Origin of the sequence: Kocuria subflava, from assembly GCF_012163155.1 — a bacterium.
Lineage (GTDB): Bacteria > Actinomycetota > Actinomycetes > Actinomycetales > Micrococcaceae > Kocuria > Kocuria subflava.
This window is the reverse complement of sequence record NZ_JAAVUN010000012.1, coordinates 67,924-92,133: the sequence shown is the minus strand read 5'-3', so window position 1 is coordinate 92,133 and position 24,210 is coordinate 67,924. Positions and strand designations below refer to the sequence as shown.

Here is a 24,210-nt window from a genome sequence, read left to right as displayed (position 1 = left end):
GCCCCTCAGTTTTCCGTACCAACCGGTGGGATCTGAAAATCCTGTTTGTCAGGCTCTGTGTCCTGCGGCTGCTCCTGCACGGACTGCACCACCACACCGCGGTGAATCAGTTTGACGGCACGTTGGCAGCCGGCGCGTACGTCAGGATCCAAGCTGGTCACGGAGGCGATCTGGTCCAACAGGTCAATCACCTGCTTGGCCCAGCGGACAAAGTCTCCGGCCGCCAGTTCAGTTCCGTCAAGGGTCACGTGCAAGGAGGATCCGCGGGCCCACCGGTACATGGGTGCCACCAGTCCCAGTTCAGGCTCTGCCGTGGACTTCACACGGTGCTGTTCCTCCAGATCCGTCAGATGGGACCAGTGGCGAATCATCCCGTCCACGGCACGATCCATGGCCGGGGTGGGCAGGCTGGGACGGATTCCGGCGTCCTCGCGCTTTGCCTGGTACACCAAGGCGGTCACAGTGGCAGCCAGGGCAGCCGGATCCAGGTCCTTGAGCAATCCGTCCCGCAGGGTCATGGCCAACAGCAGGTCCCGGTCACCGTAGATGTGGCGCAGTTGTTCTCCGGCAGCAGTGGGGTGCATGGTGCCGTCGTCGTCCACCTGCAGATAGTCCAGGGAGTACAGCACGCCGCAGATGCGGTCGAAGGTGACGGCCACGGCATTGGTGCGGTTCTCCAACTGCCGCAGCAGGCCGTCCGTGTCCTTGCGCAGGCGATTCCAGCGCTCCGCCCAGCGAGCGTGGTTCTCCCGGTCATTGCAGCCGTGGCAGGGATGCTCCCGCAGCGCCTTGCGCAATTGGGCGATTCGGGCCTCGGACCCGGATTCGCTGCGCACGAACTGGATGGGACCCGCCTGACGCGCACCGCGGGCGTGATCACCAGAAGCTCCGCGGGCAGGCTTGCGGTCCTGGATGGCCTGACGCATCCACGCGGTAATGCTCTTGCGGTCCTTGGTGGTCTCCGTGCGGACCTTGTTGGGCAGTTTGACAAAGCTGACGGGTTCCAGCGGACCGTCCAGGTCTTGTGCCCCCAGGCGGCGCAGATTGGAGTCAAAAGTGACGATCACAGGCCGGGGCGACTCCGCTTTGGGATCGGCAGCAATCACGACGGCGTAACCCCGGTTGCGGCCCGTGGGCACGTCCACCACGTCACCGGGCCGCAGATCCGCGAGGGAGTCAGCAGCCTGAGCGCGGCGGGCATGCGTTCGGGTCATCTCCGCGGACTTCTCCGCCTCCTTCAGTTCACGGCGCAGCGTGGCGTACTCCGTGAAATCCCCCAGATGGCAGGTCATGGCCTGTTCGTAACCGGCCAGCGTCTCCTCCTGCGAGCGCACCTTCTTGGCCAGGCCCACCACGGAGCGGTCAGCCTGGAACTGGGCAAAGGAGGACTCCAGGATGGTGCGGGAGCGTTGGGCGCCAAAGCGTGCGATCAGGTTGACGGACATGTTGTAGGTGGGCCGGAAGCTGGAGATCAGCGGGTAGGTGCGCTTGGAGGCCAGACCGGCCACCGTGTTGGGATCCAGTTCCGGGCGCCACAGCACCACGGCGTGGCCTTCGACGTCGATCCCCCGGCGACCGGCACGGCCTGTGAGCTGCGTGTATTCACCGGGGGTGATGTCCACCCGGGACTCCCCGTTGAACTTGTCCAGACGTTCCAGCACCACGGAACGGGCGGGCATGTTGATCCCCAGTGCCAGGGTCTCCGTGGCGAACACCGCCTTGACCAGCCCTTGGGCGAACAGCTGTTCCACCACTTCCTTGAACAGCGGCAGCAAACCGGCGTGGTGGGCGGCCACACCGTGCAGCAGCCCGTCACGCCACTCATAGAAACCCAGCACGTCCAGATCGGAGGCATCCAGGGCGGAGGCGGCCTCGGCCACCACGGCACGAATGGTCTGGCGCTCGGACTCGGTGGTCAGCCACAGATCGGCTGCCAGGCATTGCTTGACGGCATCGTCACAACCAACCCTGGAGAAGATGAACGTGATGGCCGGCAGCAGCCCTTCCGACTGCAGACGGCGGATCATGTGCGGCCGCGAGATCCTGTGACTGTGGCCGAAGCGCCCGCCCTGCACACGGTCACCCCCACTGCCGGCGCCGCGTGAGGAGGGCCCGTAGCTGCGTGGGCCACCTCCACCGCGCTCGCGGCGTGCCATCCGGTCCCGGGAGCGTCCACCCGGTCCGCGGCCCCCGCCACGTCCTCCGCGGTGCCCACCGGGGGCCTGTGCACGAGCCAGATACAGCAGCTCAGGATTCACCGCGGGGGCGTCGTCGTTGCCGCGCTTGCGAGCCTGACGACGCCGGTCCACCACGTGCTCCACCGTTGAATCGTCCACGAACAGGTCCATGAGCTCCGTGCCCACCTGCACGTGCTGCCACAACGGCACGGGGCGATGTTCGGAAACCACCACGTCCGTGTCTCCACGTACGGCATCCAGCCAGTCCCCGAATTCCTCGGCGTTGGACACGGTGGCGGACAGGCAGGCCATCTGGACGTGTTCGGGCAGGTGGATGATCACTTCCTCCCACACCGCACCACGGAAGCGATCGGCCAGGTAGTGGACCTCGTCCATGACCACAAAACCCAGGTGATCCAGGGTGGAGGATCCGGCGTAGAGCATGTTGCGCAGGACCTCGGTGGTCATCACCACCACGTCCGCCTCTGAGTTCACGGCGGTGTCCCCGGTCAGCAGGCCCACGCGATCTGCACCAAAGCGGCGGATGAAGTCGTGGTACTTCTGGTTGCTCAGGGCCTTGATGGGAGTGGTGTAGAACGCCTTCTGACCACGGGCAAGCGCCAGGTGGACGGCAAACTCCCCCACAATGGTCTTGCCGGCTCCGGTGGGTGCCGCCACCAGCACACCACGCCCGTCTTCCAGGGCCTTGCAGCCGTTGACCTGGAAGGAGTCCATCTGGAAGTCCAAGGACGCGGCAAATACGGCCAATTCGGTCTTGGCCTCGGCGTTGCGTTGCTTGGCGGCCGCGTAGCGCTCAGAGGGAGAAGACATGTCTCCCACCCTACGCGGTGGCTCAGCTGCCCTGGACCTTGCGCAGTTCCTCGGCGGAGGTGGCCTTGACCGTCCTGGAGGCGTAGGCAGCTTCCTGCTTGGCCTGTTTCTTCTTCCGACGGCGGTCGTTGAGCAGGCAGATCCCCACGGCCAGGAAGAACAAGGACATCAGGGGGGCCGCAATGTAGAACATGACCATCATGTCCGGACCCGGGGCCACGATTGCAGCCAGAAGCAACACCAGGATGATCACCCAGCGCCAGGCCTTCAACAATGTCCGGCCGGGCAGGATCCCCAACATGTTCAGACCCACCAGCAGCACCGGCACCATACAGGCCAAGCCGATGGTCAACACCAGTTGGAGCACAAATCGTACGTACGGCACCGCCTCGATGACGTTGCCGGTGTCCTCCGGGTTGAAGGAGGTCAGGGCAAACACGGCTGCCGGCATGGTGATGATGCCCAGGAAACAGCCACCCAGGAACAGGGGAACCGCGGCAATCACAAAGCCGTAGGCGTAGCGTTTTTCCTTCTTGTGCAGCGCGGGGGTGATGAAGGCCCACAGCTGGTAGAGCCAGATGGGGCTGGCGATGATCAGGCCCAGAATGATGGAGACCTCAACCATCACGTTGAAGGAGCCACCCACACCGCCGAAGTTCAGGAACGCCTCGCGGCTCTCCTGCTCGTTGAGCTGCCGGATGGGATCCGTCAGCCACTCCATGAACGGGTAGTACAGGAAGAAGCCACCCACCATGCCGATCACGGTGGCAATGGCGGAGATGATCAACCGGTTGCGGAACTCCCGCAGATGCTCCGTCAGAGCCATCTGTGCCTGTGGGTTCTTGCGCCGACTGCGCTTGGCCCGTGCAGCCTTGCGCTGGGCTGCCGTGGCCTTGGTGGCCGGTGTTTCGCTCCGGGACTGATCAGGAGCCAACTGGTCCTCAGGAGCAGCTGGAGAGGATGCAGCGCCCGAGGCGGGATCAGTGGATGGAGAAGAGTTCTGGCTCATCGCGTTGAGGTCTTTCTCAGGCGAACTCACCCGGCCGAGCAGAGCTCAAGACCGAGTGAGTTGCCAGTGCACAAAGGGAACGGACGATCAGCGGACGGTGCCGTCAGGATCGTTGCGCACCGCGGGGTCGGCAGCAGGGGCAGAACCGTTGGTTGAAGTGCTGGTGGAGCCGTTGGTCCCGGTGCGGGTCTCCCCCGCCGTGGTCTCCACGGACTCACCGTTGACCACGGTGCGGTCCTTGTCGTCGTCCTTCATTTCCTTGACCTCGGACTTGAAGATACGCATGGACTGGCCCAAGCTGCGTGCCATGCCCGGCAGCTTCGGGGCGCCGAAGAGCAGGACGATGACCAGCAGAATCATGATGACAACCATGGGGTTGTCGAAAAGTCGACCGAACATGATGTTCCTTTCGGTGTCACCGCGTGAGGTCGGAGACCTTTTGCGGTTGGCCCATCGCTCGGCGCCGTGCCGAACGACGTTGGGAGCGGGCCGTGCGTCGTTCCAATGTGCCACTACGGTACTGCTTCCGAGCTTCACGCCAGGGGGTGTAGACGTCGGGTCGCCTCGGATGATGGTCGGTGACTGCTGGTTCAGCCGTTGCCTGATCCAGACGCTGCGTCACGGAATCCCCGTAATCGCCCAGATCATGCAGCATGCGGGAGAACTGCCGCCACAACCGGAACAGCAGAATTGCCAGGACCGCGCCGCTGATCAGCACCAGCACCGTCCACAGCACAACCCACATCCACCAAGACATCATGAGCAGTCTAGACCTCAGTCACCCGTGCTCGAATCGGATTGATAGGCCGCCAGCGCAGTGTTCACCCATAGTTGCCCCCGAACTGCGTGTGCCTCCGGGCCCACCACGCCCACCTGGCCGCCGAATCGGGTAAGCAGGGAGAACGCCAGTTCCTCCGTGGTGAAGGAAATCTCTGCGGCCTCGAATTCCACCGGGGCCGACGACGACGCCCGCACAGCCGCCGCCCCACCCCTGCGGCGCGGTCCACGGGGCACCTTCAGGGCTGCCGTGCGGCGGGCCCTGTACTGATCGGCAACCCACCGGGCACGCCGATCCGTGACCAGCACGATCTCCTGTTCCGCTGCGGCAACAGTTGCAGCAGGCGGGCGGACGGTGGCGTCGTCGTCGTGGGTTTCGGCTTGACCCACCGCCACGGCGGAGCGGATGCGGTCCAGGCGGAAGTCCCGGAAGTCCTGGGCGCGGGCGCACCAGGCCAGGACGTACCAGTGGGAGTTGGCCGAGACCAGACGCAGGGGGTCGATCTCCCGCTGCGTGACTTCATCCCGGGAGGCCACGATGTAGCTGATGGACAACCGCTGCTTGGCGTCGATCGCGTGGCGGACGGTAGCCGCCACGGCCGAGGAGTCCTCGTGATCGGTCACGGGCGCCTGGGCCTCTTGGGCTGCCACGGCCAGAGCCACAAAGGTCTCATCCGGGCGGGCACCCACGGCTTCGGCCACCGCGGCAGGTTCACCGGCGGCCTCCGCCACTTTGCGCAGGGCGGATTCAATGGCAGGCGTGTGTTCCCCGGGAAGGGAGCGCAGAGTTTGCAGCCCCACCAGCAGGGCAGAGGCTTCTGGCTGGGTCAGGCGGACGGGTGAGGAGATCTCATCGGCATTGCCCACTGTGACTGCGCCTTCATCCCAGGACGCCTCAATCAGCTGGTCCGGGGTGTGTCCAGGGCGGCCGCAGACGAACAACGTGGTCAGATCCTCCACCACCTGTTCTGTGGAGGCCTCAACGTGTGCGGCGACGTCGTCCAGGGCAACGCCCTGATGACCGTAGACGTAGCGCACGATCTCCAACATGCGCGCCAGGCGATCGGCGCTGGAGTTGGAGGAACGCCGGGGCTTGCGGGAGGTCTTGGACCAGTCCACCTTCACACCACCCACGCGCTGCTGAAAGGCCGCTGCAGCCTCCAGACGCCGCAGGACGCTGTCCCGGACGCGCTGCTGCAAGGTGGCGGCCTCCGTGGCCTGGCCGGCACCGGCTGGTTCTGGCGCTACGGCAGGGTCTGGCTCCGAGGCGGGGCCTGGCACATCTGCAGGGGTTGGCACCACGGCGTCCGGGCCCACCGCTGCAATCTCGGCGGCAACCCGCTCGGGCTCCGTCACCGGAACTGTCAGGCGGTCAAAACCCTCTGCAGCGTCGGCAGCGCGGTGGCCGGCACCGTGGGCGGTGGCCGAAGCCATCCGCCGCAACATCTGCGCGCGCCCCGGGGCAACATCCACCGTCACCGAGCCCAACTGCGGGGCCGCCTCCATGGCGTCCAACCGCTGGTTCATGGAGAAATCAGCCGGTGGCGTGAACGTGGTGGTGGTGATCCGGACATCGGAGACGATCCGGGAGAGCCGGAAGGTGCGCTCGGCCTGGCGGTCCAGGTCCCAACCGATCACGTACCAGGACCCGAACCGGGAACCCACGCCCCACGGCTCAAGACGCCGGGTGGACAGCTCGTCCGTGGAGGCGGCCAGATAGTCAAAACCCACCTGGCGGTGCTTGAGCACAGCCTCCATCAATGGCGCAAAGGATGGTTCCTGAACGCTGATGGTGGGCTGGATCAGCGGGGCGTCGTCGTCGCCTGCGGCAGGCTCCAGAACGGGCTCCAACTTACGCAACGCACGCCGCGCCGTGCTCCCCAGCGGGGTCTGGGTCCAGGCGTTGGCCGCCAAGGAGAGCACCGCGGCTTCCTCCGCCGTGAACTGCAGCGCAGGCAGCGCAAAGGAACCGCGGGCGATCCGGTACCGGAAACCGGTCTCCTCCTCAAAGAACGCGTCCTCCGGAACCTCCTCGATGGGAAAGCCCAGAGCACGCAACTCCTGCTTGTCCCGTTCGAAGGCGCGCTCAAATGCCGCATCGGAGGGCATGGCCGTGTAATCCGGTACGGCAGCACGCAACTCCGAGCGCGTGTAACCGCGCTCGCGGTAGAGCAGCGCGAAAATCAGGTTCAGACGGCGTTCGGAAGCGCGCCGTTGCTGATCAACGGGCACTTACGGTCTCAGCGGACGTCGAGCAGATCGACCACAAAGATCAAGGACTCGTTGGGGCCGATCACCCCGCCGGCGCCGCGCGCGCCGTAGGCCATCTCTGAGGGGATCTCCAAACGACGCCGACCACCCACGCGCATGCCCAGCAGGCCTTGGTCCCAGCCCTGGATGACCTGTCCCACGCCCACGGTGAAGTCCAAGGGCTGGTTGCGGTTCCAGGAGGAGTCGAATTCCTCTCCCCCGGAGAAGGTGACGCCCACGTAGTGGCAGGAGACCTGCTGGCCGGCCTGGGCGGCAGCGCCCTTGCCTTCAATCAGGTCCAAGATCTTCAACTCCGTGGGGGCCTCCCCTTCCGGGAAGTCGACCTCGGGCTTGCTGCGGTCCAGGTTGCGCTGACCGAAAGACATGTTTTCCTCCGTGAGGGTCTGTGATGAGGGTTCAATTCCACTGGGTGCCAGTGGGTGTGTGGGGTGTCAGGTCACTCGGACGGTGACGGGCTGGCCGCAGCTGGTGACGGGCTGGCCGAGGCCGCTGCCGGGGTGTCCGTGGCGCCCAGGATGTCCACCACAAAGAGCAAATCACCTGCGGGGGCTGTTGTATTCCCGGATTCCTCAATCTCTTCCTGGGTTCCGTAGGCCTTGTCCGCCGGGATGGAGATGATCACGCGCGAGCCGACGTTCTTGCCCTCGAGACCCTCGGACCAACCGTCAATCACGCCGTCCAGCGGGAAGGCCGTAGGGGTGCCGCGTTCGTAGGAGGAGTCAAAGACCTCACCGTCCTCCCAGCGCACACCCACATAGTTGACCGCCACGGTCTGGCCGTCCTCGACCTCCGGGCCGTCACCTTCGATCAGGTATTCGGAGACCAGGTCATCCGGAGCATCGCGTTCTGGCTGGGCGATCTCCGGATCCCCGCCGTCGGTCTGGGTGACCATGGGCAGACCCTCAGGAGTGGGCTCCATGAGGCCATCCACCTCCGTGGGTATGATCTCCCGCACGGTGTAACGAGTGGTGGACTCAGAGATCTGCCCGGCACCAGCCCTGCTGGAGGTGGTGATGTCCACGGAGGTTCCCACCTTGGCGTCCTTGAGCTGGTCATAGGTGAAGGAATCCTCGTCCTTCAGGGTCTCGTCCAGGCTCATCACGGAGGGCGTGGCATCCCCGGGTTCGCCGTTGGTCACCGTGGCCCGAGTCACCAGGAGGGTGTCACCCTCATCTACCTCATCACCGTCACCTTCATTGACCACCGAGGCCGTGGGGTCCGGCAGGGGCTCAGGTTCCGGGGTGTCCACGGCAGCCAGGATGTCCACCACAAACAACAAGTCCCCTGTGGGATAGCCGGAGTCCTCCCCCAATTCCTCCGTGGTGCCGTAAGCCTTGTCCGCAGGGACGGAGAGAATCACCCGGGAGCCGACCTTCTTGCCCTCCAGACCCTCGGACCATCCGGCAATGGCATTGTCCAACGGCAGCGCAGCAGGTGCACCGGCCTCCCAGGAGGAGTCAAAGGTTTCCCCGTCCTCCCAACGGGCACCCACGTAATTCACCACCGCTGTCTGGCCTGCTTCCACCGCGTCCCCATCGCCTTCGATCAGATAGTCGGAGACCATCTCGTCCGGGGCGTCGCCATCGATCTCACCGAATTCCGGCACACGGTCGTCGTTCTCCGTGACCTCGGGCAGACCGTCCGGTGAATCGGACATCTCCCCCTCGATCTGCGTGGGGATCTCCTGGACGATCTCATAGACCTCAACCGAGGTGGAGTTGTCGCCCTCCTGCCCGGACTGCCCCGCGGTGGCCGGTGAGGAGTACGCCAAAATGCCGCCCACCTTCATCTGAGTCAGGGCATCGTAGAGCTCAGGAAGTCGTTCCTTGAGGTCAGAATCAACTTTCAGGATCTGGCCCGCACCGGAGGAGTAGGACTCCCCCACCTCCTCACCGTCAGAGCCGCGGTAGATCACGGCCTGGGCCAGCAGCACAGAACCGTCCTGGATCTCCGCGCCGTCACCCTCACGCAAGACCTTGGTCTGGTTCTCCTCCACCTCCACGGGGGTTTCAAAGGTGATCTCCGGGACGTCCCCGGCGGAGGGATCGTTGCTGAGTTCCACGGAGTTGAATCCGCCGGGGGAACAGGCTGTCAACAACAGCGCTGCCCCGATTGCGGTTCCGGTCCTCAGCAAAGCCTTACGCACGTGATCCTCCGTATCGCACGCAGTGGCGCGTGCGGCAAGTGGCGGTTGGTTGGGCGGCGTGAAGTCCACCCTCAAAGGTTTTGAGCCAGCGTAACGGGGTGATCTGGATACTTGCTGAATCAACGCACGACGTCGTCGTGGGCCTCCGTTTCGGTTCCGGTATCCGTCGCCGGGGTGCCAGCACCCTCTGCGTGGGTCTCCTGTGAGTCGTTGCGGGCGTGTGAGTCCGCAACAGCTGCCCGTTGCGCCAGGTGCTGGGCATCGCGGCTGGCGCGCCGGGCCTTCTTGTCGGAGACTTCCCGCTCCCCCAGGGCCACGGGGGTCCAGGCCTGCAGGTCCTCCTGGGTGTAATCCGATTTGGAGGCGCGGCGCTTGGGCGCCAGGCGCGGGGCGCCGTCCGCAAGCCGCCGGGCGGTGATCAGGAAGCCCGTGTGCGCCACCATGCGGTGATCGGGGCGCACCGCCAGACCCTCCACGTGCCAGCCACGGACCATGGTTTCGTGGGCATCGGGTTCCGTGAAGCGCCCGTCCGTGCGCATGGCTTCAGCGGTGCGGGAGAGCTGAGTCACGGTGGCCACGTAGCAGATCACCACACCGCCCGGTGTCAAGGCCTGGGCCACGGCGTCCAAACACTCCCACGGGGCCAGCATGTCCAGGACCACACGGTCCACGGACCCGGGTGCTTCGGCATTGCCCAGTTCCTCGGCCAGGTCCCCGATGCTCAACTGCCATGCCGGGTGGGAGCCGCCGAACATGGTGGCGATGTTGCCGGCGGCCACCTCCGCGAACTCCTCCCGGCGTTCAAAGGAGTGCACAGTGCCTTCATCTCCCACAGCCCGCAGCAGTGCGATGGTCAGAGCACCGGAGCCCACCCCGGCCTCCACCACACGCGCGCCGGGGAAGATGTCTCCCATGGTCACGATCTGGCCGGCGTCCTTGGGATAGACCACGGCCGCACCGCGGGGCATGGAGAGCACAAAGTCCTTCATCAGGGGCCGCAGCGCCTGGTACTGGATGCCCACGGAGTTCTGCACCACGGTGCCTTCCGGCTGACCGATCAACAGATCATGCGGCAGCACACCCTTGTGGGTCTGGTATTCAGCGCCCACGGTCAGCGTGATGGTGGTCAGCTTTCCGCGGTCATCCGTGAGCTGGATCCGTTCCCCTTCACGCATGGGTCCGCGTCGGTTGATGGCGCCGGTGGGCTGCGTGTGGGACTGGGTCATGGGCTCACTTTCAGGTGGTGCTACGGGGTCGGTGCGGCCCATTGTGTCATCTGCGCCGGGCTTGCCTGGTGCGGTTTTGGTGCCGCGTCACCGGAGTAGTCCGGCTTCCCGCAGCACGGTGTTCAACCGCGCCGCTCTCAGAACACCAACCGGTGTCCCGTGGCCATCGACGACGACAAACATCGGCTGGGCGCTGCGGGCCGTGGCTTCCAGCAGGTTCAGTTCCGCAAGATCAGATGGAATGACAGCGTTGCCGGTCACCGGGTCCATGACCTCGCCAAGGGCCAGGTGGGCCCGTTGGTGCGGGTCCTCAGCGGTCACCCGAGCGGGGTTGAGCATGCCAACACAGTCCTGGCCATCCATGGCCAACACCGCGACTGGGCCTGGTTTAGCCACGGTGTCCGCGGGGTTGCTGAAGGCACCCCGGAGGATGGCTTCCACGGTGGCCAGCGTGGTCTCAGCTGGAACCGCAATGGCTGGTTCCATCAGGTCCACGGCGCGTATTCCGGACATCGCGCGGGCGGCGCGGGCCCGCCGCAGGGATGAGGCGGCGCCGGCCCACAGCATCCACACCAGCAAACCGGCCAGGATCAGCAACGGAATGGAACGCCACAAGCCACTGACCAGAATCCAAGCCACCGCCAGGACGGCAATGACCCGTCCGGTCCATGCCGCCACGGCCGTTCCCACGAACTCGCGCCCAGTGATGCCCCAGACCACCGCTTCCAGGGCGCGTCCGCCGTCCAGGGGCAGGCCGGGAATCAGATTGAAGATGCCCACAAACCAGTTGGCCCAGCTGGTGAGTTCCACAAGCACCAGCACCACGTTGAACGCACCACCGGCCTCCAACGGTTGCAGTGCTGCCACCGCCACCCATCCCGCCAGACCCAGGAGGATGTTGGCCACCGGCCCGGCCACGGAAATCACCAGGGAGGCCAACCAGGAGGTCCTGGTGGCGCCAAAACTGGTGTGTCCGCCCATCAGGGACAACGTGATGTGCGTGACGGGCCACCCGAACGCTCGTGCCGTCCACGCATGGGCCCACTCGTGCAACAGGACGGAGAGCGCCAGCAGGAGACAGAAGGCCGCCGCCACGGCGTAGGACCACCCGCCGATGTTGGGCAGCACCCGCCCCAGCACAGGTGAGTACAGAAGGATGATCACCGCGGCGATCACAAACCAGGACCGGTCCAGCAGCAGCGGGAATCCACCAACCCGTCCCAGACGCAGGGACTTCCGCTTTCCTCGAGCGGGTCCAGCAGCCTCAACGGGCGGCATGGCCCTCCATCCACCCCATCAGATCCTGCACGGTCACGCCATCCAGGGAGTCCAGGACCACCGTGGCACCGTTGTTCTCCAGCGGGGCCAGATTCACCACGGCCACCGTAGTGGCACCTGCCGCCACGGCAGAGCGTACTCCGGTGGGGGAGTCCTCAATGGCAACCATCCGCTCAATGTTCAGAGGCCCGTGACCCCGCTCCCGGGCCAGTGCCGACAACCGGCGCGCCGCAAAGGTGTAGGGCGCAGGAGCGGGTTTGCCGGGCAGACCCAGATCACCGGTGACCCGAATGTCAAAGAGTTGGCCTCCGCTCCAACCGCGGTGCCGAGCTGGGCGGTTCAGTTCCTCCAGTACGGCACCTGCCAGGACGGAATCGCTGTTGGTGACCAGGGCAGTGGGGATCTCAGCCTGACGGCAGGCAACCAGCAGGTCCAACGCGCCCGGGCGCAACGGGAGATCCCGGCTTATGCCATCCCTGACCCGCGTGTTCAGACCCTCCACGATCTCCTGGGCGCTGAGGTCCAGGCCTCTGCCCTGCATGGCGGCCACCATGTCGGCTTCATTGGAGCCCACCATGTCCAAGGAGTCCTGGTGCGTCCATGGCGCACCGTGCTGTGCCATCAGATCAGCCTCGGCGGCAAACCAGTGGACCTCCGTGTCCACCAAGGTGCCGTCCATGTCCCACAGCACGGCATCAGGCGGGCCCGAATTGACGGCAGGGTCCTGCTCGGCACCAGTACGGCCTTGATTGGTGACAGCGCCGCGCCGATCATCGGCAGACCGGTTTTGGTGGTGTGGGTCCTGGGTGCGGGAATCCATGGGGTGGATCCTATCGGGCTGATCAGAGCCAACCATCCGCGTAGAGTGAGATGGGTGAACGGATTCGACGAAACCCAGCCCCATTCAGAACCGCAGGCCGGCCCCTTCGGAGTGGTCCGTGAAGCGGGTTCCCCGGAGCGCGTCAAAGTCCTGGTGGCAGCTTTTGAAGGGTGGAACGATGCCGGTGATGCCGCCACGGACACCGTCAAGATGCTCGGCGAGCACTACGGGGCTCGTGAAGTTTTTGAAGTGGCGGCTGATGAGTACTACGACTACCAGTACTCCCGCCCCCGCATGACGCGCTCAGCCACGGGTGAGCGCAAACTGGTGTGGCCCACCACCAAACTCTCCACCGCCACGGTGGACGGCACCAACCTGGATCTGGTTCTGCTGCACGGGTGGGAGCCGTCGTATCGGTGGCGCAGCTTTTGCGCAGAACTCTTGGAACAGGCCGCTGCCATGGACGTGGACTTTGTGGTCATGCTGGGCGCCTTGTTGGCTGATGTACCCCATACCCGCCCCATTCCGGTCTCCACCACCTCGGACACGGATGAGCTTCAGGATGAGCTGGAGGTCTCCGGTTCCGAGTACGAGGGGCCCACTGGGATTGTGGGAGTGCTCTCCCACCTGGCTGCAGTTTCCGGCATCCCCACGGTGAGCTTGTGGGCAGCGGTGCCGCATTACGTGGGTCAATCCCCGTCACCGAAGGCGCAGCTGGCGCTGATCCGCAAGCTCGAGGATCTGCTGAGCCTGCATCTTCCCCTGGAGGATCTGGTGGAAGACGCCGAGGCCTGGGAACGCGGGGTCAATGACCTTGCGGAGGACGACCCTGAAATTGCTGCCTACGTGGCCAAACTTGAAGAGGCCAAGGACACCACAGATCTTCCCGAGGCATCGGGAGATGCCATTGCGCAGGAGTTCGAACGCTTCTTGCGTCGTCGTGAACAGGACTGACGGGAGACAGGTGCCCTCAGGTCACAAGGTGATGCCCAGCCGGGCCTCGATGGCGGCCCGCGCCAGGGAGTCTCCCGAACCCGGGGCGCCGGCAATCGCAGCCTGAGCCCACTGGTCCACGGCGGCCAGTGCGGCTGGGGTGTCCAAATCCTGTGCCAGGGTCACGCGAACCGGCTCCAGAGCCGATTCAAAAGAACCGTCCTGCGCCAGGTCAGCGGCCTGACGCCACAGGGCCAGACGCTTGCGGGCAGAGTCCAGCAACTCATCCGTCCAGAACCAGTCCGTGCGGTAGTGCTGGGCCATGATGGCCAGGCGGATGGCGTTGGGGTCCTCACCCTGGGCGCGCAGCTTGGAGACCAACACCAGGTTGCCCAAGGACTTGGACATCTTCTCCCCGTCCAGGCCCACCATGCCGGTGTGCATGAAACTACGCGCCATGGGATGCCCGGAAATGGACCAGCTGTGACCTGCACCCATCTCGTGGTGCGGGAACACCAGGTCCGATCCTCCACCCTGCACGGTGAACGGAGCGGGCAGGTACTGCAGGGAGATCAGCGAACACTCGATGTGCCACCCGGGCCGGCCACGGCCCAGTGACGCCCCGTCCCAGGACGGCTCGCCAACACGCTCCACCCGCCACAGCAGCGGGTCCAGGGCGTCCCGCTTGCCCGGACGCTCGGGGTCTCCACCACGCTCCGCGAAGAGAGGCAGCATCTGCTCACGGGTCAGGTTGGAGATCTGCCCCAGTTCCCAGGCACCGGGGCAGGCACCCGTTCCGCCGTCGTCGGGGCCGCACGGTGTGGCCCAGGCCGACTGCGGTTCCGACGGCGCGTTGCCGTCAGCGCCCAGGGCACCCACGGCGGCGACGTCGAAGTAGACATCCCCATCAGGCTCCCCGTCCTGGCCGTTGACGCGGTACGCCAGGCCGCGGGCCATGAGCTCCTCCACAGCGGGCACAATCCAGTCAACGGATTCGGTGGCACCCGTGTAATGCGCCGGTGGCAGGACGTTCAGGGCCGTCATGTCCGTGCGGAACAGTTGGATCTGATCGGCAGCCAAGTCGCGCCAGTCAACGCCGTCGCGGTGGGCCCGTTCCAACAGCGGATCATCCACGTCCGTGACGTTCTGGACGTAGTCCACCGCCATGTCAGCATCCAGCCACGCGCGGTGCAGGACGTCAAAAGCAACGTAGGTGGCGGCATGGCCCATGTGCGTGGCGTCGTACGGGGTGATGCCACAGACGTACAGGCTGGCCCGTTCCTGCCGGGGCAACTGCTCCACCTGCTGGGTGCGGGTGTCGAAGATCGCCGGTACAGGCGCGCGGCCGGGCAGATCAGGGACGGGACGCGCGGACCAGGACTTCATGGACACCTCTCAACAGAAACGGGGGGCAGCTACAGCGGGGGGGCTGGATCAGAGCGTGACAGTGGGGATGGCAGAGATCACGCCAAAGCCCAGGAGCAGGAAGACCACCAGACCCAGTGCAATGCGGTACCACACGAACAAGGAGTAGGACCGGCTGGAGATGTAGTTCATGAACCAGCCGATGATCACGTAGGCCACCACAAAGGAGACCACGGTGGCCACCAGAGTCTGGGTCATGGAGTAGGCCGCCGGTGAGGGATCCGTGATCTCCGAGGCCAGCTTGTAGAGCCCGGAGGCGAACACGGCCGGGATGGCCAACAGGAAGGCGTAGCGGGCAGCAGCCTCACGCTTGTAACCCATCAGCAGACCGGCGGTGATGGTGCCACCGGAACGGGAAACACCGGGAATCAGGGCCAGGGCCTGAGCAAAACCGTAGAGCAGACCGTGCTTGACGCTCAGGTTCTCCAATGTGCGGACCTGCTTGCCCACCTTGTCAGCGATGCCCAGGAACACACCGAACACGATCAACATGGTGGCCGTGATCCACAAGCTGCGGAAGGAGGTGTCGATCCAGTCCTCCAACAACAGGCCCAGAACACCGATGGGCAGCGAACCCACAATGATCAACCAACCCATGCGGGCATCCGGATCCTTGCGGTCGATCCGGCCCACCAGGGACAGCGCCCAGTGCTTGACGATCCGCACGATGTCGCGCCAGAAGTAGATCACCACAGCCGTTTCCGTACCCAGCTGGGTGATGGCCGTGAAGGCCGCACCGGGGTCGGCACCGCCGGGAAGGAACTCCCCCACAATGCGCAGATGCGCTGACGAGGAGACGGGGAGGAACTCGGTGAGTCCCTGCACCAGGCCAAGAATGATTGTTGAAAGCCAGTCCACCCGGCCACCTTAGATCACGTGGATTCCACATTGCCCGTCAACAGCCTGCGTGGTCCCTCACAGTTGTGACCACACCAGACGACGGCGCCCCCGCGATCAGTTCGCGGGGGCGCCGGTGGGGGCTGTTCTCAGTCAGCGTGGGTCAGAAGACTCAGCGATCTTCAGAGGAATCCTCGTCAAGGTCGTCGTAGTCATCCTCATCCAGGGGGGAGGAGTCGTCGTCGCCTTCTTCCAGGTCATCAAACTCGTCGTCATCGTCTTCGTCGTCGTCAGCGAACACGGTCAGGGGGGTGACTTCATCAAAGTTGTCGTACAGGGCTTCTTCGTAGGAATCGAAGGCATCGGCAATGGCCACGTAAGCGGCGTCGACGGCAGGGTCCTGGTCACTGCGACGGTTGGAGAGGGCAGCCAGGTGCTCCTCAAGGGCGGAAACGAGGGACTGCAGGGCGACTCGCGGATCGGTGCTCATGGTTCAGACGTTACCCGTCCGCGGGCAGAATGGGGAGAGATGAGAGAGCAAATCGTGCACAGCACAGCCCGGATCACCATGGACGCTGATCAGCGCTTTGAATACCTGGTGCTGACCGTGGCACCTGGCGAGCGTGTTGCCGATGCCCGGATGCGCCTGAGCGAACACGCCGAGTACGGCAAATGGGAACTGACCCGATCGGTGCATCTCTACGGAGGTACCAGGAAGTTTTGGATGCGACGCCGCGTGATGCGCGTCCGCAGCACCCTCTACCCCGCCGAATAACCCCCGCCCCTCCCCCGCCGAACAGCTCCGCTCCTCCTCCGCCGAACAGGCTGTTTGATCGCCCCTGAGTGGGTCGGGGGCGATCAAAAGGCCTACTCGGCGGGTGAGGGACGAGGGTGGGGATCAGTAGTTGGTGAGCAACGTGTGGAGGACGTCGGCGCCGAACTCCAGGGAGGCGATGGGTACCCGTTCATCCACGCCGTGGAACATGGCGGGGAAGTCCAACTCCTCGGGCAGGCGCAACGGCACGAATCCGTACCCTGTGATCCCCAACGGGTCCAAGGACTTGTTGTCCGTGCCGGCCGAGAGCATGTAGGGCAACACCACGGCCTCCGGGTCATGGACCTGCAGCGCATCCACCATGGCATCCACCACGGTGCCGGAGAACGGAACCTCCAGCCCGATCTGATCGGACTCGAACTCGATGCGCACCTTTTCCCCCGCCAGTTCCTGCAGCTTGGCCAGGACCAGTTCGCGCTGTTCCGGCAGATAGCGCACGTCCAACCCGGCCTGAGCGGAGCCTGGAATCACGTTGGTCTTGTATCCCGAGCGCAACTGCGTGGGGTTGGCGGTGTTCTGCAGCGTGGCACCCACAAATCGCGCCACGGAGCCCAGTTCCGCCAGCAACTTCTGAGGGTTCTGAGGATCGAATTCGACGCCGGTCAGTTCCGTGACCGCGTCCAGGAACTGCCGAGTGGTCTTGGTCAGCTCAATGGGCCACTGCTGTTCACCAATGTTGGCGATCGCCCGGGACAACGTGGTCACGGGGTTGTCGTGGTTGACCTGGGAACCGTGACCAGCCGTGCCGTCCGCGTGCAGACGAAGCCACATCAGGCCCTTCTCCGCGGTTTGCAGCAGGTAGGCACGCTGGCCACCGATGGTGGCTGAATACCCGCCGACCTCGCTGATGGCATCCGTGACACCGTCAAAGAGCTCGGGGTGGTTGTTCACCACCCATTTGGAGCCGTACTCCATACCGGCTTCCTCATCCGCGAAGAACCCGATCACGATGTCCCGTTTGGGCTGCTGGCCGGTGCGCTGCATGTGGCGGACCACGGAGAGCATCATGGCGTCCATGTCCTTCATGTCCACCGCGCCGCGGCCCCAGATCATGCCGTCACGCACCTCAGCGGCAAAGGGGTCCACGGACCAGTCCTGGGCCATGGCAGGCACCACGTCCAGGTGACCGTGGACCAGCAGCGCGTTGGCCGATGAGTCTGATCCGGGGATGCGGGCGAACACGTTGGCACGACCGGGGGCGGCTTCCACCAGGGTGGTGCTCAATCCAACGTCTTCCAGCAGGCCAGCGGCGTATTCCGCGGCGCGCCGTTCCCCCTTGGAGTCGCCACTGCCGTAGTTGGAGGTGTCGATCCGGATCAGATTCCGTGCGATCTCCACGGCCTCGTCATGGGGGGTGGCCTGGTCCTGCTGGCTCATTGGGCTGCTCCTTGGGGGAAGCCCCGCGGCATCAGGTGGTACCGGTTGCCGTGCGGCGCATGTGCATCTGGATGGTGTCTCCAGGCTAGGCCATCAGCGCGCGGCTTTGTCCTGACCCGGGTAGCGAGCCAGTTTGAGTTCCCCACCTTCATCCACCACGCGCGCATGGTCCGTGGAGCCGTTGGCCAGATCCACCGTGACCTTGGTGCCGTCCGAGCGGGTTTCGGTGTCCTGAGAGGGGACAGACATCCCCTCAAATGTGTTGGAGCCTGCGTGCCACTGCTTCAGGTAATGCACGCAGTAGCGCGAGTCCCCGTTCATGTTCCGGTGGATGAAGTCATGGGAGAGAGTTTGGCAGGCAGTCTCCCAGTCCTGGTTCTGCATGGCGGAGACGAATTCCTGGGTGACCGCCCGGGGGCTGGGGCCGGTGAGGCCACAACCGCTCATGACCACGGTTGATGTTGCCAGCGTGACGACGGCGACGGCACGGGTCAGAACGTTGGATGTCCTGCGCGCCGTGATCGTCATGGTGTCACCTTCCTGGTCCGCGTGGATGGACTTAGGGACTGTCCCACAAGCTCCGAATTCATGCTAACGGCCAGACCTGGCGACTCTAAATGCAATCACAGCAATATGTCCCCACACTAACCCACTGATCAGTTATCATGTCCACAGTTGTTCTGCAGTTGGACATTCCCCCAATGTCATTCATCCAGTCCCCCAGCTGGTCCGTTCTCAGGAGAACCTGTGCCCGAGCACTCTGCCCCGATTCACGGCAATGGCGCCGTGATCGACCCCCTGCCTCTTCCCCCCGTGGCCGCCAGTCAATGTGTGGGCGTCCCGATCGTGGACATCAGCACCACCTGGTTTGCCAACCTGCGCCGTGTGCCCGCATGGAAGCTGACCATCCACACCGGTGACGGCCAGATGGTGACACGTCAAATGCACACGGACTACAACTCCGCCCTGGATGCAGCAGTGACCGTGTGCCGTTATCTGCGGTGGGGTCCGGAGATCATCCAGCTTGCTGCCTGAAACAGCCCCGACTGTGTGGGGCCGCCGCGGGCAGCCCCACACAAGCACTGCATCGGGTCCACCACACAGTTGACTCAAATGATGGGTGGCGCCGGTGGCTGCTCGGATCCACGGACGGCTTCACGGCGCAGAATCGCCAACATGGCTGCGGCGTCGTCGTCGTGTGTGAGGAAGGGATCGCGCAAGGTCACGATCCGCTGTGTGGCGCCGTTGATCTTGACGTTCACCCAGTCGATGGTGGTGTGTTTGCCGGCATCAATGGCCGCCTTGACCAAGGCGCCGCGAAGCTTGGCGCGTGTTTCCGGCGGAGTGGTCACAGCCGTCTGAGCCTCCGAGCCATCGGTGCCGGGCAGACGTGCTGCCATGCCCCGCTCCTCCAGCATGCGGAACAGTCCCCGGCCAGGGGCGACGTCGTGGAAGGCCAGGTCCATCTGCGCCACCCGGGGTGCTGCGTAGTCGGAGCCGTTGCGCGCCACCCACGAGTCCAGCAGCTTCTTCTTGATGGCCCAGTCGATTTCCGTGTCGATTCCGGTGAAGTCCCGACGCTGCACGGCATCCAGGGTGCGCGCCCACAGATCCAGCACCCAGTCCACGCGATCGTGGTGGGCGCCGTTGGCCTGCACAAAGCGGGTCACGGTCTCCAGGTACTCACGTTGCAGGTCCAGAGCGGAACGCTGCGTGCCGTCGGCAAGCTCCACGGGCACCGTGCCGGTGAGATCGTGGGAGATCTGGCGCAGTGCCAGAGCCGGATCCTTCAACGTGCGGTCGATCAGGGCGTTACCGGCCTCGATCATGCGCAGCATCAGGTCCGTGGCGCCCAACCGCAGTGCTGTGGTGGTGGTGGACATGGTGGAATCCCCCACAATCACGTGCAGCCGCCGGAACCGCTCAGCATCCCCGTGGGGTTCGTCGCGGGTGTTGATCAGCGGCCTGGCGCGCGTGGTGGACGACGACGAATCCTCCCAAATGTGATCCGCCCTCTGGGAAAAGGAGTAGCTGGGTTGCCCGGCGTTCTGGGAGAAGGAACGCTGGCCAAAAGCCACAGGACCCTGCGGGTGAACACGCCCCGCACCGGCAATGAGCTGGCGGGTGACCAGGAACGGGATCAGGTGAGCCACCAGGCGGGCGAACCGGGTTGAGCGGGCGATCATGTAGTTCTCGTGAGAACCAAAGGAGTTCCCGGCGGAGTCCACGTTGTTCTTGAACAGGTACACGGACCCGCCCGTGCCCTCCTCCGCCAGCTTGGCTTCCAACTGCCCGCGCATGTCATCAACGATCAACTCACCGGCGCGGTCATGGGCCACGGTGTCCTCCAGCGTGGCGCATTCGGCGGTGGCGTACTCGGGATGGGAACCCACGTCCAGGTACAGGCGAGCGCCGTTGGGCAGAAAGACGTTGGAGGACCTCCCCCATTCCACAATGGGACGGAACAGGCGCCGTGCGGTGTCATCCGGGCTCAGGGCAGCTCCGGTGGGCACGGTGTGCACAATGCCGAATTCGGTCTCCAGGCCCATGATCCTGCGGTCCATGGGGTCACTGACCGCCCTTCTGCACGAATCCCTTGACGAACTCTTCTGCGTTGGCTTCCAGCACGGCGTCAATGTCTGCCAGGAGGTCATCGGCCTGGTTGGCCTGCGCCTGGGCGGCGGCGGATGGTCCACCGGGTGCGGGGGCGGGGGCAGAATCGGGAAGGGGTGTCTCCTCTTCCCGCTTGGAGCCGGTGCTGGTGATGCGTTCCTGGGCCATGTTGTGTCCTCTTGAAGGCGTTGATGTGGTGTGTTTGGGTGCTCAGACCGCGGTGCTCAGTTTGTGAGCGCTCAGTCTGCGAGCGTTCAGTCCGTGGTAGAAGCCCACACCCAGGTGGGGTGGGCCTTTTCCATGTGTCGGACCAGGTCCTCCACGGTGTCAGCCGTCCACCAGGTGGCGGTCTGCTCCTGGGTCAGTTCCGTGGGTTCGGGCATGGTCAAACGCGCGCCGCGGTGGACGCCGTCGAACTTCACGGAGGCGGCGTCCCACCCCACGGTCACGACGTCGTCCGGGAAGGCCGCCACCAACCGCCCGCGGAAATCCGCGCGGGTCTGTGCCGGTGGGGTCCAGGTGGCGGCTCGGATCTGGTCATTCGTGAACAGGGTCTGGATGCGACCGGCAGCAGCCAGGCGGTGGTAGAGACCCTTGGCGGGGTTGACGTCGTGATACTGGAGGTCGATGGCTGCCAGCTGGGGTGCGTTCCACTCCAGGTTGCCCCGGTCCTTGTAGGTCAGCAGCAACTGGTACTTGGCCATCCAGTCCAGGCGATCGGCCAGGGCCATGGGGTTGGTCTCCAGAGTGTCCAGAACCTCGCGCCACAGGTGCAGGATCTCGGCGGTGTCGGCATCCGGGTCCGGACCTTCCAGGGCTTCGGCGGCTTCCAGGAAGAGCCGCTGGACCTGCACGCCGGTCAGCCTGCGGCCATCCCGTGTGGGCACTGTGGCCTGCAAGGTGGGGTCATGACTGATGGTGTGGATGGCCTCCACGGGATCGTAGAGCGGGATCACCGGGGCGGCTTTGTGCTCCACCAGACGCAGGACCAGGGAGGTGATGCCGAACTTCAACAGTTGGGAATGGTGGGCCAGGTTGGCGTCTCCCACAATCACGTGAAGTCTGCGGTACTTGGAGTCATCCGCGTGGGGCTCGTCCCGGGTGTTGACGATCGGCCGGCGCACGGTGGTTTCCAAACCCACCTGACGTTCAAAGAAGTCTGCACGTTGGCTGATCTGGAATCCCGGCCGGGCACCGTCCGTGCCCAGACCCACGCGGCCTGCACCACACACCACTTGACGGGAGGCGAAGAACGGCAGCAAGGCCTCGTGCAACCGGTCCAGGTTGATGTCCCGGGGAATCTGGTAGTTCTCGTGCGAACCGTAGGAAGCTGATTTGCCGTCGGTGTTGTTCTTGTAGAGGTGGATGGGCTCCAACCCGGTGGCCTCGGCCGATGCCGCCAGAACCTCCACCACGGTGGCTGCCACGGCATCCCCGGCCAGGTCATAGAGCACGGCATCACGCGGGGTGAGCACCTCCGGGGAGGAATACTCCGGGTGGGAGTGGTCCACGTAGAGCCGGGCGCCGTTGGGCAGCACCGTGTTCATCACGATCCGGGCGGCGTAGTCCTCCCACATGCCCTGTTCCGCCAGGGCTTCTGCCGCGATTTCCTCACTGGTCAGCACCGGGGCGGTGTCCGTGAGCTGGGTGGGGTGAGCCTTGGCCCGTTCCATGGCAAAGCCACGGGAATCCTGCAACGGAGTTTCCGAGCTGTAGTCAAAATCGGCCACCGTCTCCCCCACTGCACCCAGCTCACGGCGCACCAGGGCCGCATAGGCGGTGACCACCCGGGTGGAGAGCACCGTGGCGTTGGCCATCGGCTTGGCAGGTGCCAACACTCCGAACTCCGTTTCCGCCCCCATCACGCGGCGCACACTCATGCCTGACGACCCCCGGTGTTCTCCTCCGGACGCGTTCCGCGGTGCATCACGATCCGCAGATCGGCAATGGTGTCCCCGCGGCGCCCGGAGATCCGTGCCCAGTCATCAGGATCAGAGGTGTCCGGCAGGTCCTGTTGCTCCATGAACTCCTGGGCCACCGCCTGGCGCACGTGCTCCATGCTGATGCCACGTACCTGGCGGGTCAGCAGACCCTTGATGGCCTGTTTCTTTGCCCGGTCCACAATGTTGCGGATCACCGCACCGGAGGCAAAGTCGGAGAACCACAGGGTTTCGCGCTCGCCGGCCTTGTAGGTGATCTCCAGGAACCGGGTGGCATCCGTCTGGGCGTACATGGTTGCCACTCCGGCGTCGATCAGTGCCTCCACCGCAGCTTCCCGGGAGCCTGCGGCAATGATCTCTTCCTGCTGCAACGGCAGATCCGGGGTCAGGTAGAGGGCAAAGATCTCCCGGGCTCCGGCAGCATCCGGGCGATCGATCCGGATCTTGACGTCCAACCGCCCGGGGCGCAGCACGGCCGGGTCTATCATGTCCTCCCGGTTGGTGGCGCCCACAATGATCACGTTGTCCAGCTTCTCCACGCCGTCGATCTCCGTGAGCAGCTGCGGGACAATGGTGGTTTCCACATCTGAGGAGACCCCGGAGCCGCGGGTGCGGAACAGGGAGTCCATCTCGTCAAAGAACACCACCACGGGGATGCCGGCCTCGGCTTGTTCCCGGGCGCGGGTGAAGATCTGGCGGATCTGCCGCTCGGTCTCCCCCACGTACTTGTCCAGCAGCTCGGGGCCCTTGATGTTCAGGAAGTAACCCTTGGCTTGCTCCCGCCCGGACTTTTCTGCCGCACGCTCGGCAAGGGACCGTGCCACGGCTTTGGCGATCATGGTCTTGCCGTTGCCTGGCGGACCGTAGAGCAGGATGCCCTTGGGCGGGGTCAGTTTGTGCTGTCGGTACAGGTCCGGGTGGACAAACGGCAGCTCCACGGCGTCCTTGATGGCCTCGATCTCCGCACCCAGGCCACCGATGTCCTGGTAGCGCACGTTGGGCACTTCCTCTAGCACCAGCTCCTCCATGCCGGTGCGCTTGACCACCTCCAACGCAAAACCCGTACGGTGGTCGATGCTGACGGTCTGCCCCGGCTGCGGCGGGTTCTTGCGCAGGGTCCCGGACATGCGCAGCACCCGCTCCTCATCGGAACGCCCCACGGTCACCACACGGGTGCCGTCCACCACCTCGCGCACATTGGCCAGTTCGCCCGTGGCCTCGTAGCCCAACACCGCAACGACGACGGAGTGCTCATCCACCAGGATCTGACGCCCCGGCTCCAGGGCACCCTGTGGAACCAGCGGAGAAACTGCACAGCGCACGTTGCGCCCGGATACCATCACATCCGTGCTGATGTCCTTGGTGCCTGCCGAGTTCCCGGCGGGAATCACGCGGATCAACGTCCCCACGGACAGCGGCAGGGCCAGATCATGTTCCAGGGCCTTCTTGAGCTTGGTGATCTGCTCGCGGGCACCCTCCAACGCGGTGCGCAGCTTCTGGTTCTGCTGTCCGGCGGTGGCCAGTTGCCGGTCCAGGTTTCGCTTTTCCTCCCGCACGATTGCAACCTGCCGGTGGGCTGTGGCCAGCTGGGCGGCCCGCTGGTCCGTGCCGTTCTCCGCTGCCGGGTGGGATGCGTTCGATGGGGAGTCGGTCATCGTCGTCGTCAATCCTGATCCTGCCCGGGGCCGGGCATGCAGTGGTGGGTACGGGCCTAC

22 protein-coding genes are annotated in these 24,210 nt (G+C 64.9%); 3 read left to right on the top strand and 19 right to left on the bottom strand.

From position 1 onward, the window contains the following. Positions 1-5: 5 nt before the first annotated feature. The 10 genes from GTW58_RS07680 to GTW58_RS07635 all read right to left on the bottom strand — a co-directional run bounded on the left by GTW58_RS07680 (position 6) and on the right by GTW58_RS07635 (position 12,535). Entirely contained in the window at positions 6-3,008 is a 3,003-nt protein-coding gene (locus tag GTW58_RS07680; protein ID WP_119932817.1) for a DEAD/DEAH box helicase, read from the bottom strand. Between the two features lie 22 nt (positions 3,009-3,030). Further along, a complete protein-coding gene (gene tatC, locus GTW58_RS07675) occupies positions 3,031-4,047 on the bottom strand; it encodes a twin-arginine translocase subunit TatC (RefSeq protein ID WP_342453300.1) in 1,017 nt (338 codons plus the stop codon). Positions 4,048-4,104: 57 nt separating this feature from the next. Next, a complete protein-coding gene (tatA, locus tag GTW58_RS07670) occupies positions 4,105-4,416 on the bottom strand; it encodes a Sec-independent protein translocase subunit TatA (RefSeq protein ID WP_047688785.1) in 312 nt (103 codons plus the stop codon). 16 nt (positions 4,417-4,432) lie between these two features. Further along, positions 4,433-4,774, bottom strand: coding sequence for a hypothetical protein (locus tag GTW58_RS07665; RefSeq protein WP_047688802.1), 342 nt, complete (start codon positions 4,772-4,774; stop codon positions 4,433-4,435). A 17-nt stretch (positions 4,775-4,791) separates the two neighbouring features. After that, positions 4,792-7,026 (bottom strand): helix-turn-helix transcriptional regulator, encoded by a 2,235-nt coding sequence (locus GTW58_RS07660; RefSeq protein ID WP_232818019.1) that lies wholly within the window; start codon positions 7,024-7,026, stop codon positions 4,792-4,794. 8 nt (positions 7,027-7,034) lie between these two features. Next, on the bottom strand, positions 7,035-7,430 hold the full coding sequence (locus GTW58_RS07655; protein WP_119932816.1) for an FKBP-type peptidyl-prolyl cis-trans isomerase: 396 nt from the start codon (positions 7,428-7,430) through the stop codon (positions 7,035-7,037). Between the two features lie 71 nt (positions 7,431-7,501). Next, on the bottom strand, positions 7,502-9,211 hold the full coding sequence (locus GTW58_RS14605; RefSeq protein ID WP_119932815.1) for an FKBP-type peptidyl-prolyl cis-trans isomerase: 1,710 nt from the start codon (positions 9,209-9,211) through the stop codon (positions 7,502-7,504). A 119-nt stretch (positions 9,212-9,330) separates the two neighbouring features. Continuing rightward, positions 9,331-10,437, bottom strand: a complete 1,107-nt coding sequence (locus GTW58_RS07645; protein WP_081994482.1) for a tRNA (adenine-N1)-methyltransferase — start codon at positions 10,435-10,437, stop codon at positions 9,331-9,333. An 87-nt stretch (positions 10,438-10,524) separates the two neighbouring features. Then, on the bottom strand, positions 10,525-11,715 hold the full coding sequence (locus GTW58_RS07640) for a site-2 protease family protein (protein WP_119932814.1): 1,191 nt from the start codon (positions 11,713-11,715) through the stop codon (positions 10,525-10,527). Further along, entirely contained in the window at positions 11,702-12,535 is an 834-nt protein-coding gene (locus GTW58_RS07635; RefSeq protein WP_157980476.1) for an HAD family hydrolase, read from the bottom strand. The genes GTW58_RS07640 and GTW58_RS07635 overlap by 14 nt, the downstream gene beginning before the upstream one ends. A gap of 54 nt (positions 12,536-12,589) precedes the next feature. Here GTW58_RS07635 and GTW58_RS07630 point away from each other — a divergent pair, with 54 nt between their 5' ends. Continuing rightward, entirely contained in the window at positions 12,590-13,489 is a 900-nt protein-coding gene (locus GTW58_RS07630) for a PAC2 family protein (RefSeq protein WP_119932812.1), read from the top strand. A 21-nt stretch (positions 13,490-13,510) separates the two neighbouring features. On the opposite strand, the gene mshC is transcribed toward GTW58_RS07630, so the two are convergent. The 3 genes from mshC to GTW58_RS07615 all read right to left on the bottom strand — a co-directional run bounded on the left by mshC (position 13,511) and on the right by GTW58_RS07615 (position 16,220). Continuing rightward, the gene (gene mshC / locus GTW58_RS07625) at positions 13,511-14,854 is read right to left on the bottom strand and encodes a cysteine--1-D-myo-inosityl 2-amino-2-deoxy-alpha-D-glucopyranoside ligase (RefSeq protein ID WP_119932828.1); all 1,344 of its coding nucleotides are present in this window, start codon (positions 14,852-14,854) and stop codon (positions 13,511-13,513) included. Between the two features lie 48 nt (positions 14,855-14,902). Then, a complete protein-coding gene (locus GTW58_RS07620) occupies positions 14,903-15,751 on the bottom strand; it encodes an undecaprenyl-diphosphate phosphatase (protein ID WP_119932811.1) in 849 nt (282 codons plus the stop codon). Positions 15,752-15,902: 151 nt separating this feature from the next. Continuing rightward, complete coding sequence (locus tag GTW58_RS07615) at positions 15,903-16,220, bottom strand: hypothetical protein (protein ID WP_119932810.1); 318 nt, start codon at positions 16,218-16,220, stop codon at positions 15,903-15,905. Between the two features lie 39 nt (positions 16,221-16,259). On the opposite strand from GTW58_RS07615, the gene GTW58_RS07610 reads away from it, so the two are divergent. Beyond that, complete coding sequence (locus tag GTW58_RS07610) at positions 16,260-16,505, top strand: DUF5703 family protein (protein WP_119932809.1); 246 nt, start codon at positions 16,260-16,262, stop codon at positions 16,503-16,505. Positions 16,506-16,628: 123 nt separating this feature from the next. Here the strand turns inward: GTW58_RS07610 and GTW58_RS07605 are convergent, their stop codons facing one another. Together GTW58_RS07605 and GTW58_RS07600 are read right to left on the bottom strand one after the other, a co-directional pair. Then, a complete protein-coding gene (locus GTW58_RS07605; RefSeq protein ID WP_119932808.1) occupies positions 16,629-17,942 on the bottom strand; it encodes a M20/M25/M40 family metallo-hydrolase in 1,314 nt (437 codons plus the stop codon). A gap of 93 nt (positions 17,943-18,035) precedes the next feature. Beyond that, positions 18,036-18,470 carry a hypothetical protein gene (locus GTW58_RS07600; RefSeq protein WP_047692552.1) on the bottom strand — a complete coding sequence of 145 codons (435 nt, stop codon included), beginning with the start codon at positions 18,468-18,470 and terminating at the stop codon, positions 18,036-18,038. Positions 18,471-18,689: 219 nt separating this feature from the next. On the opposite strand from GTW58_RS07600, the gene GTW58_RS07595 reads away from it, so the two are divergent. Then, complete coding sequence (locus tag GTW58_RS07595; protein ID WP_119932807.1) at positions 18,690-18,977, top strand: hypothetical protein; 288 nt, start codon at positions 18,690-18,692, stop codon at positions 18,975-18,977. A gap of 74 nt (positions 18,978-19,051) precedes the next feature. Here GTW58_RS07595 and pafA read toward each other — a convergent pair whose 3' ends face one another. From pafA to arc, 4 genes are all read right to left on the bottom strand, one after another. Next, positions 19,052-20,506: a Pup--protein ligase gene (gene pafA, locus GTW58_RS07590; RefSeq protein WP_119932806.1), complete on the bottom strand. Its 1,455-nt coding sequence runs from the start codon at positions 20,504-20,506 to the stop codon at positions 19,052-19,054. A 4-nt stretch (positions 20,507-20,510) separates the two neighbouring features. Continuing rightward, a complete protein-coding gene (locus GTW58_RS07585) occupies positions 20,511-20,723 on the bottom strand; it encodes a ubiquitin-like protein Pup (protein WP_119932805.1) in 213 nt (70 codons plus the stop codon). Positions 20,724-20,809: 86 nt separating this feature from the next. Continuing rightward, positions 20,810-22,435 (bottom strand): depupylase/deamidase Dop, encoded by a 1,626-nt coding sequence (dop, locus tag GTW58_RS07580; RefSeq protein WP_119932804.1) that lies wholly within the window; start codon positions 22,433-22,435, stop codon positions 20,810-20,812. Then, on the bottom strand, positions 22,432-24,150 hold the full coding sequence (gene arc / locus GTW58_RS07575; protein ID WP_119932803.1) for a proteasome ATPase: 1,719 nt from the start codon (positions 24,148-24,150) through the stop codon (positions 22,432-22,434). The genes dop and arc overlap by 4 nt, the downstream gene beginning before the upstream one ends. Positions 24,151-24,210 lie beyond the last annotated feature (60 nt).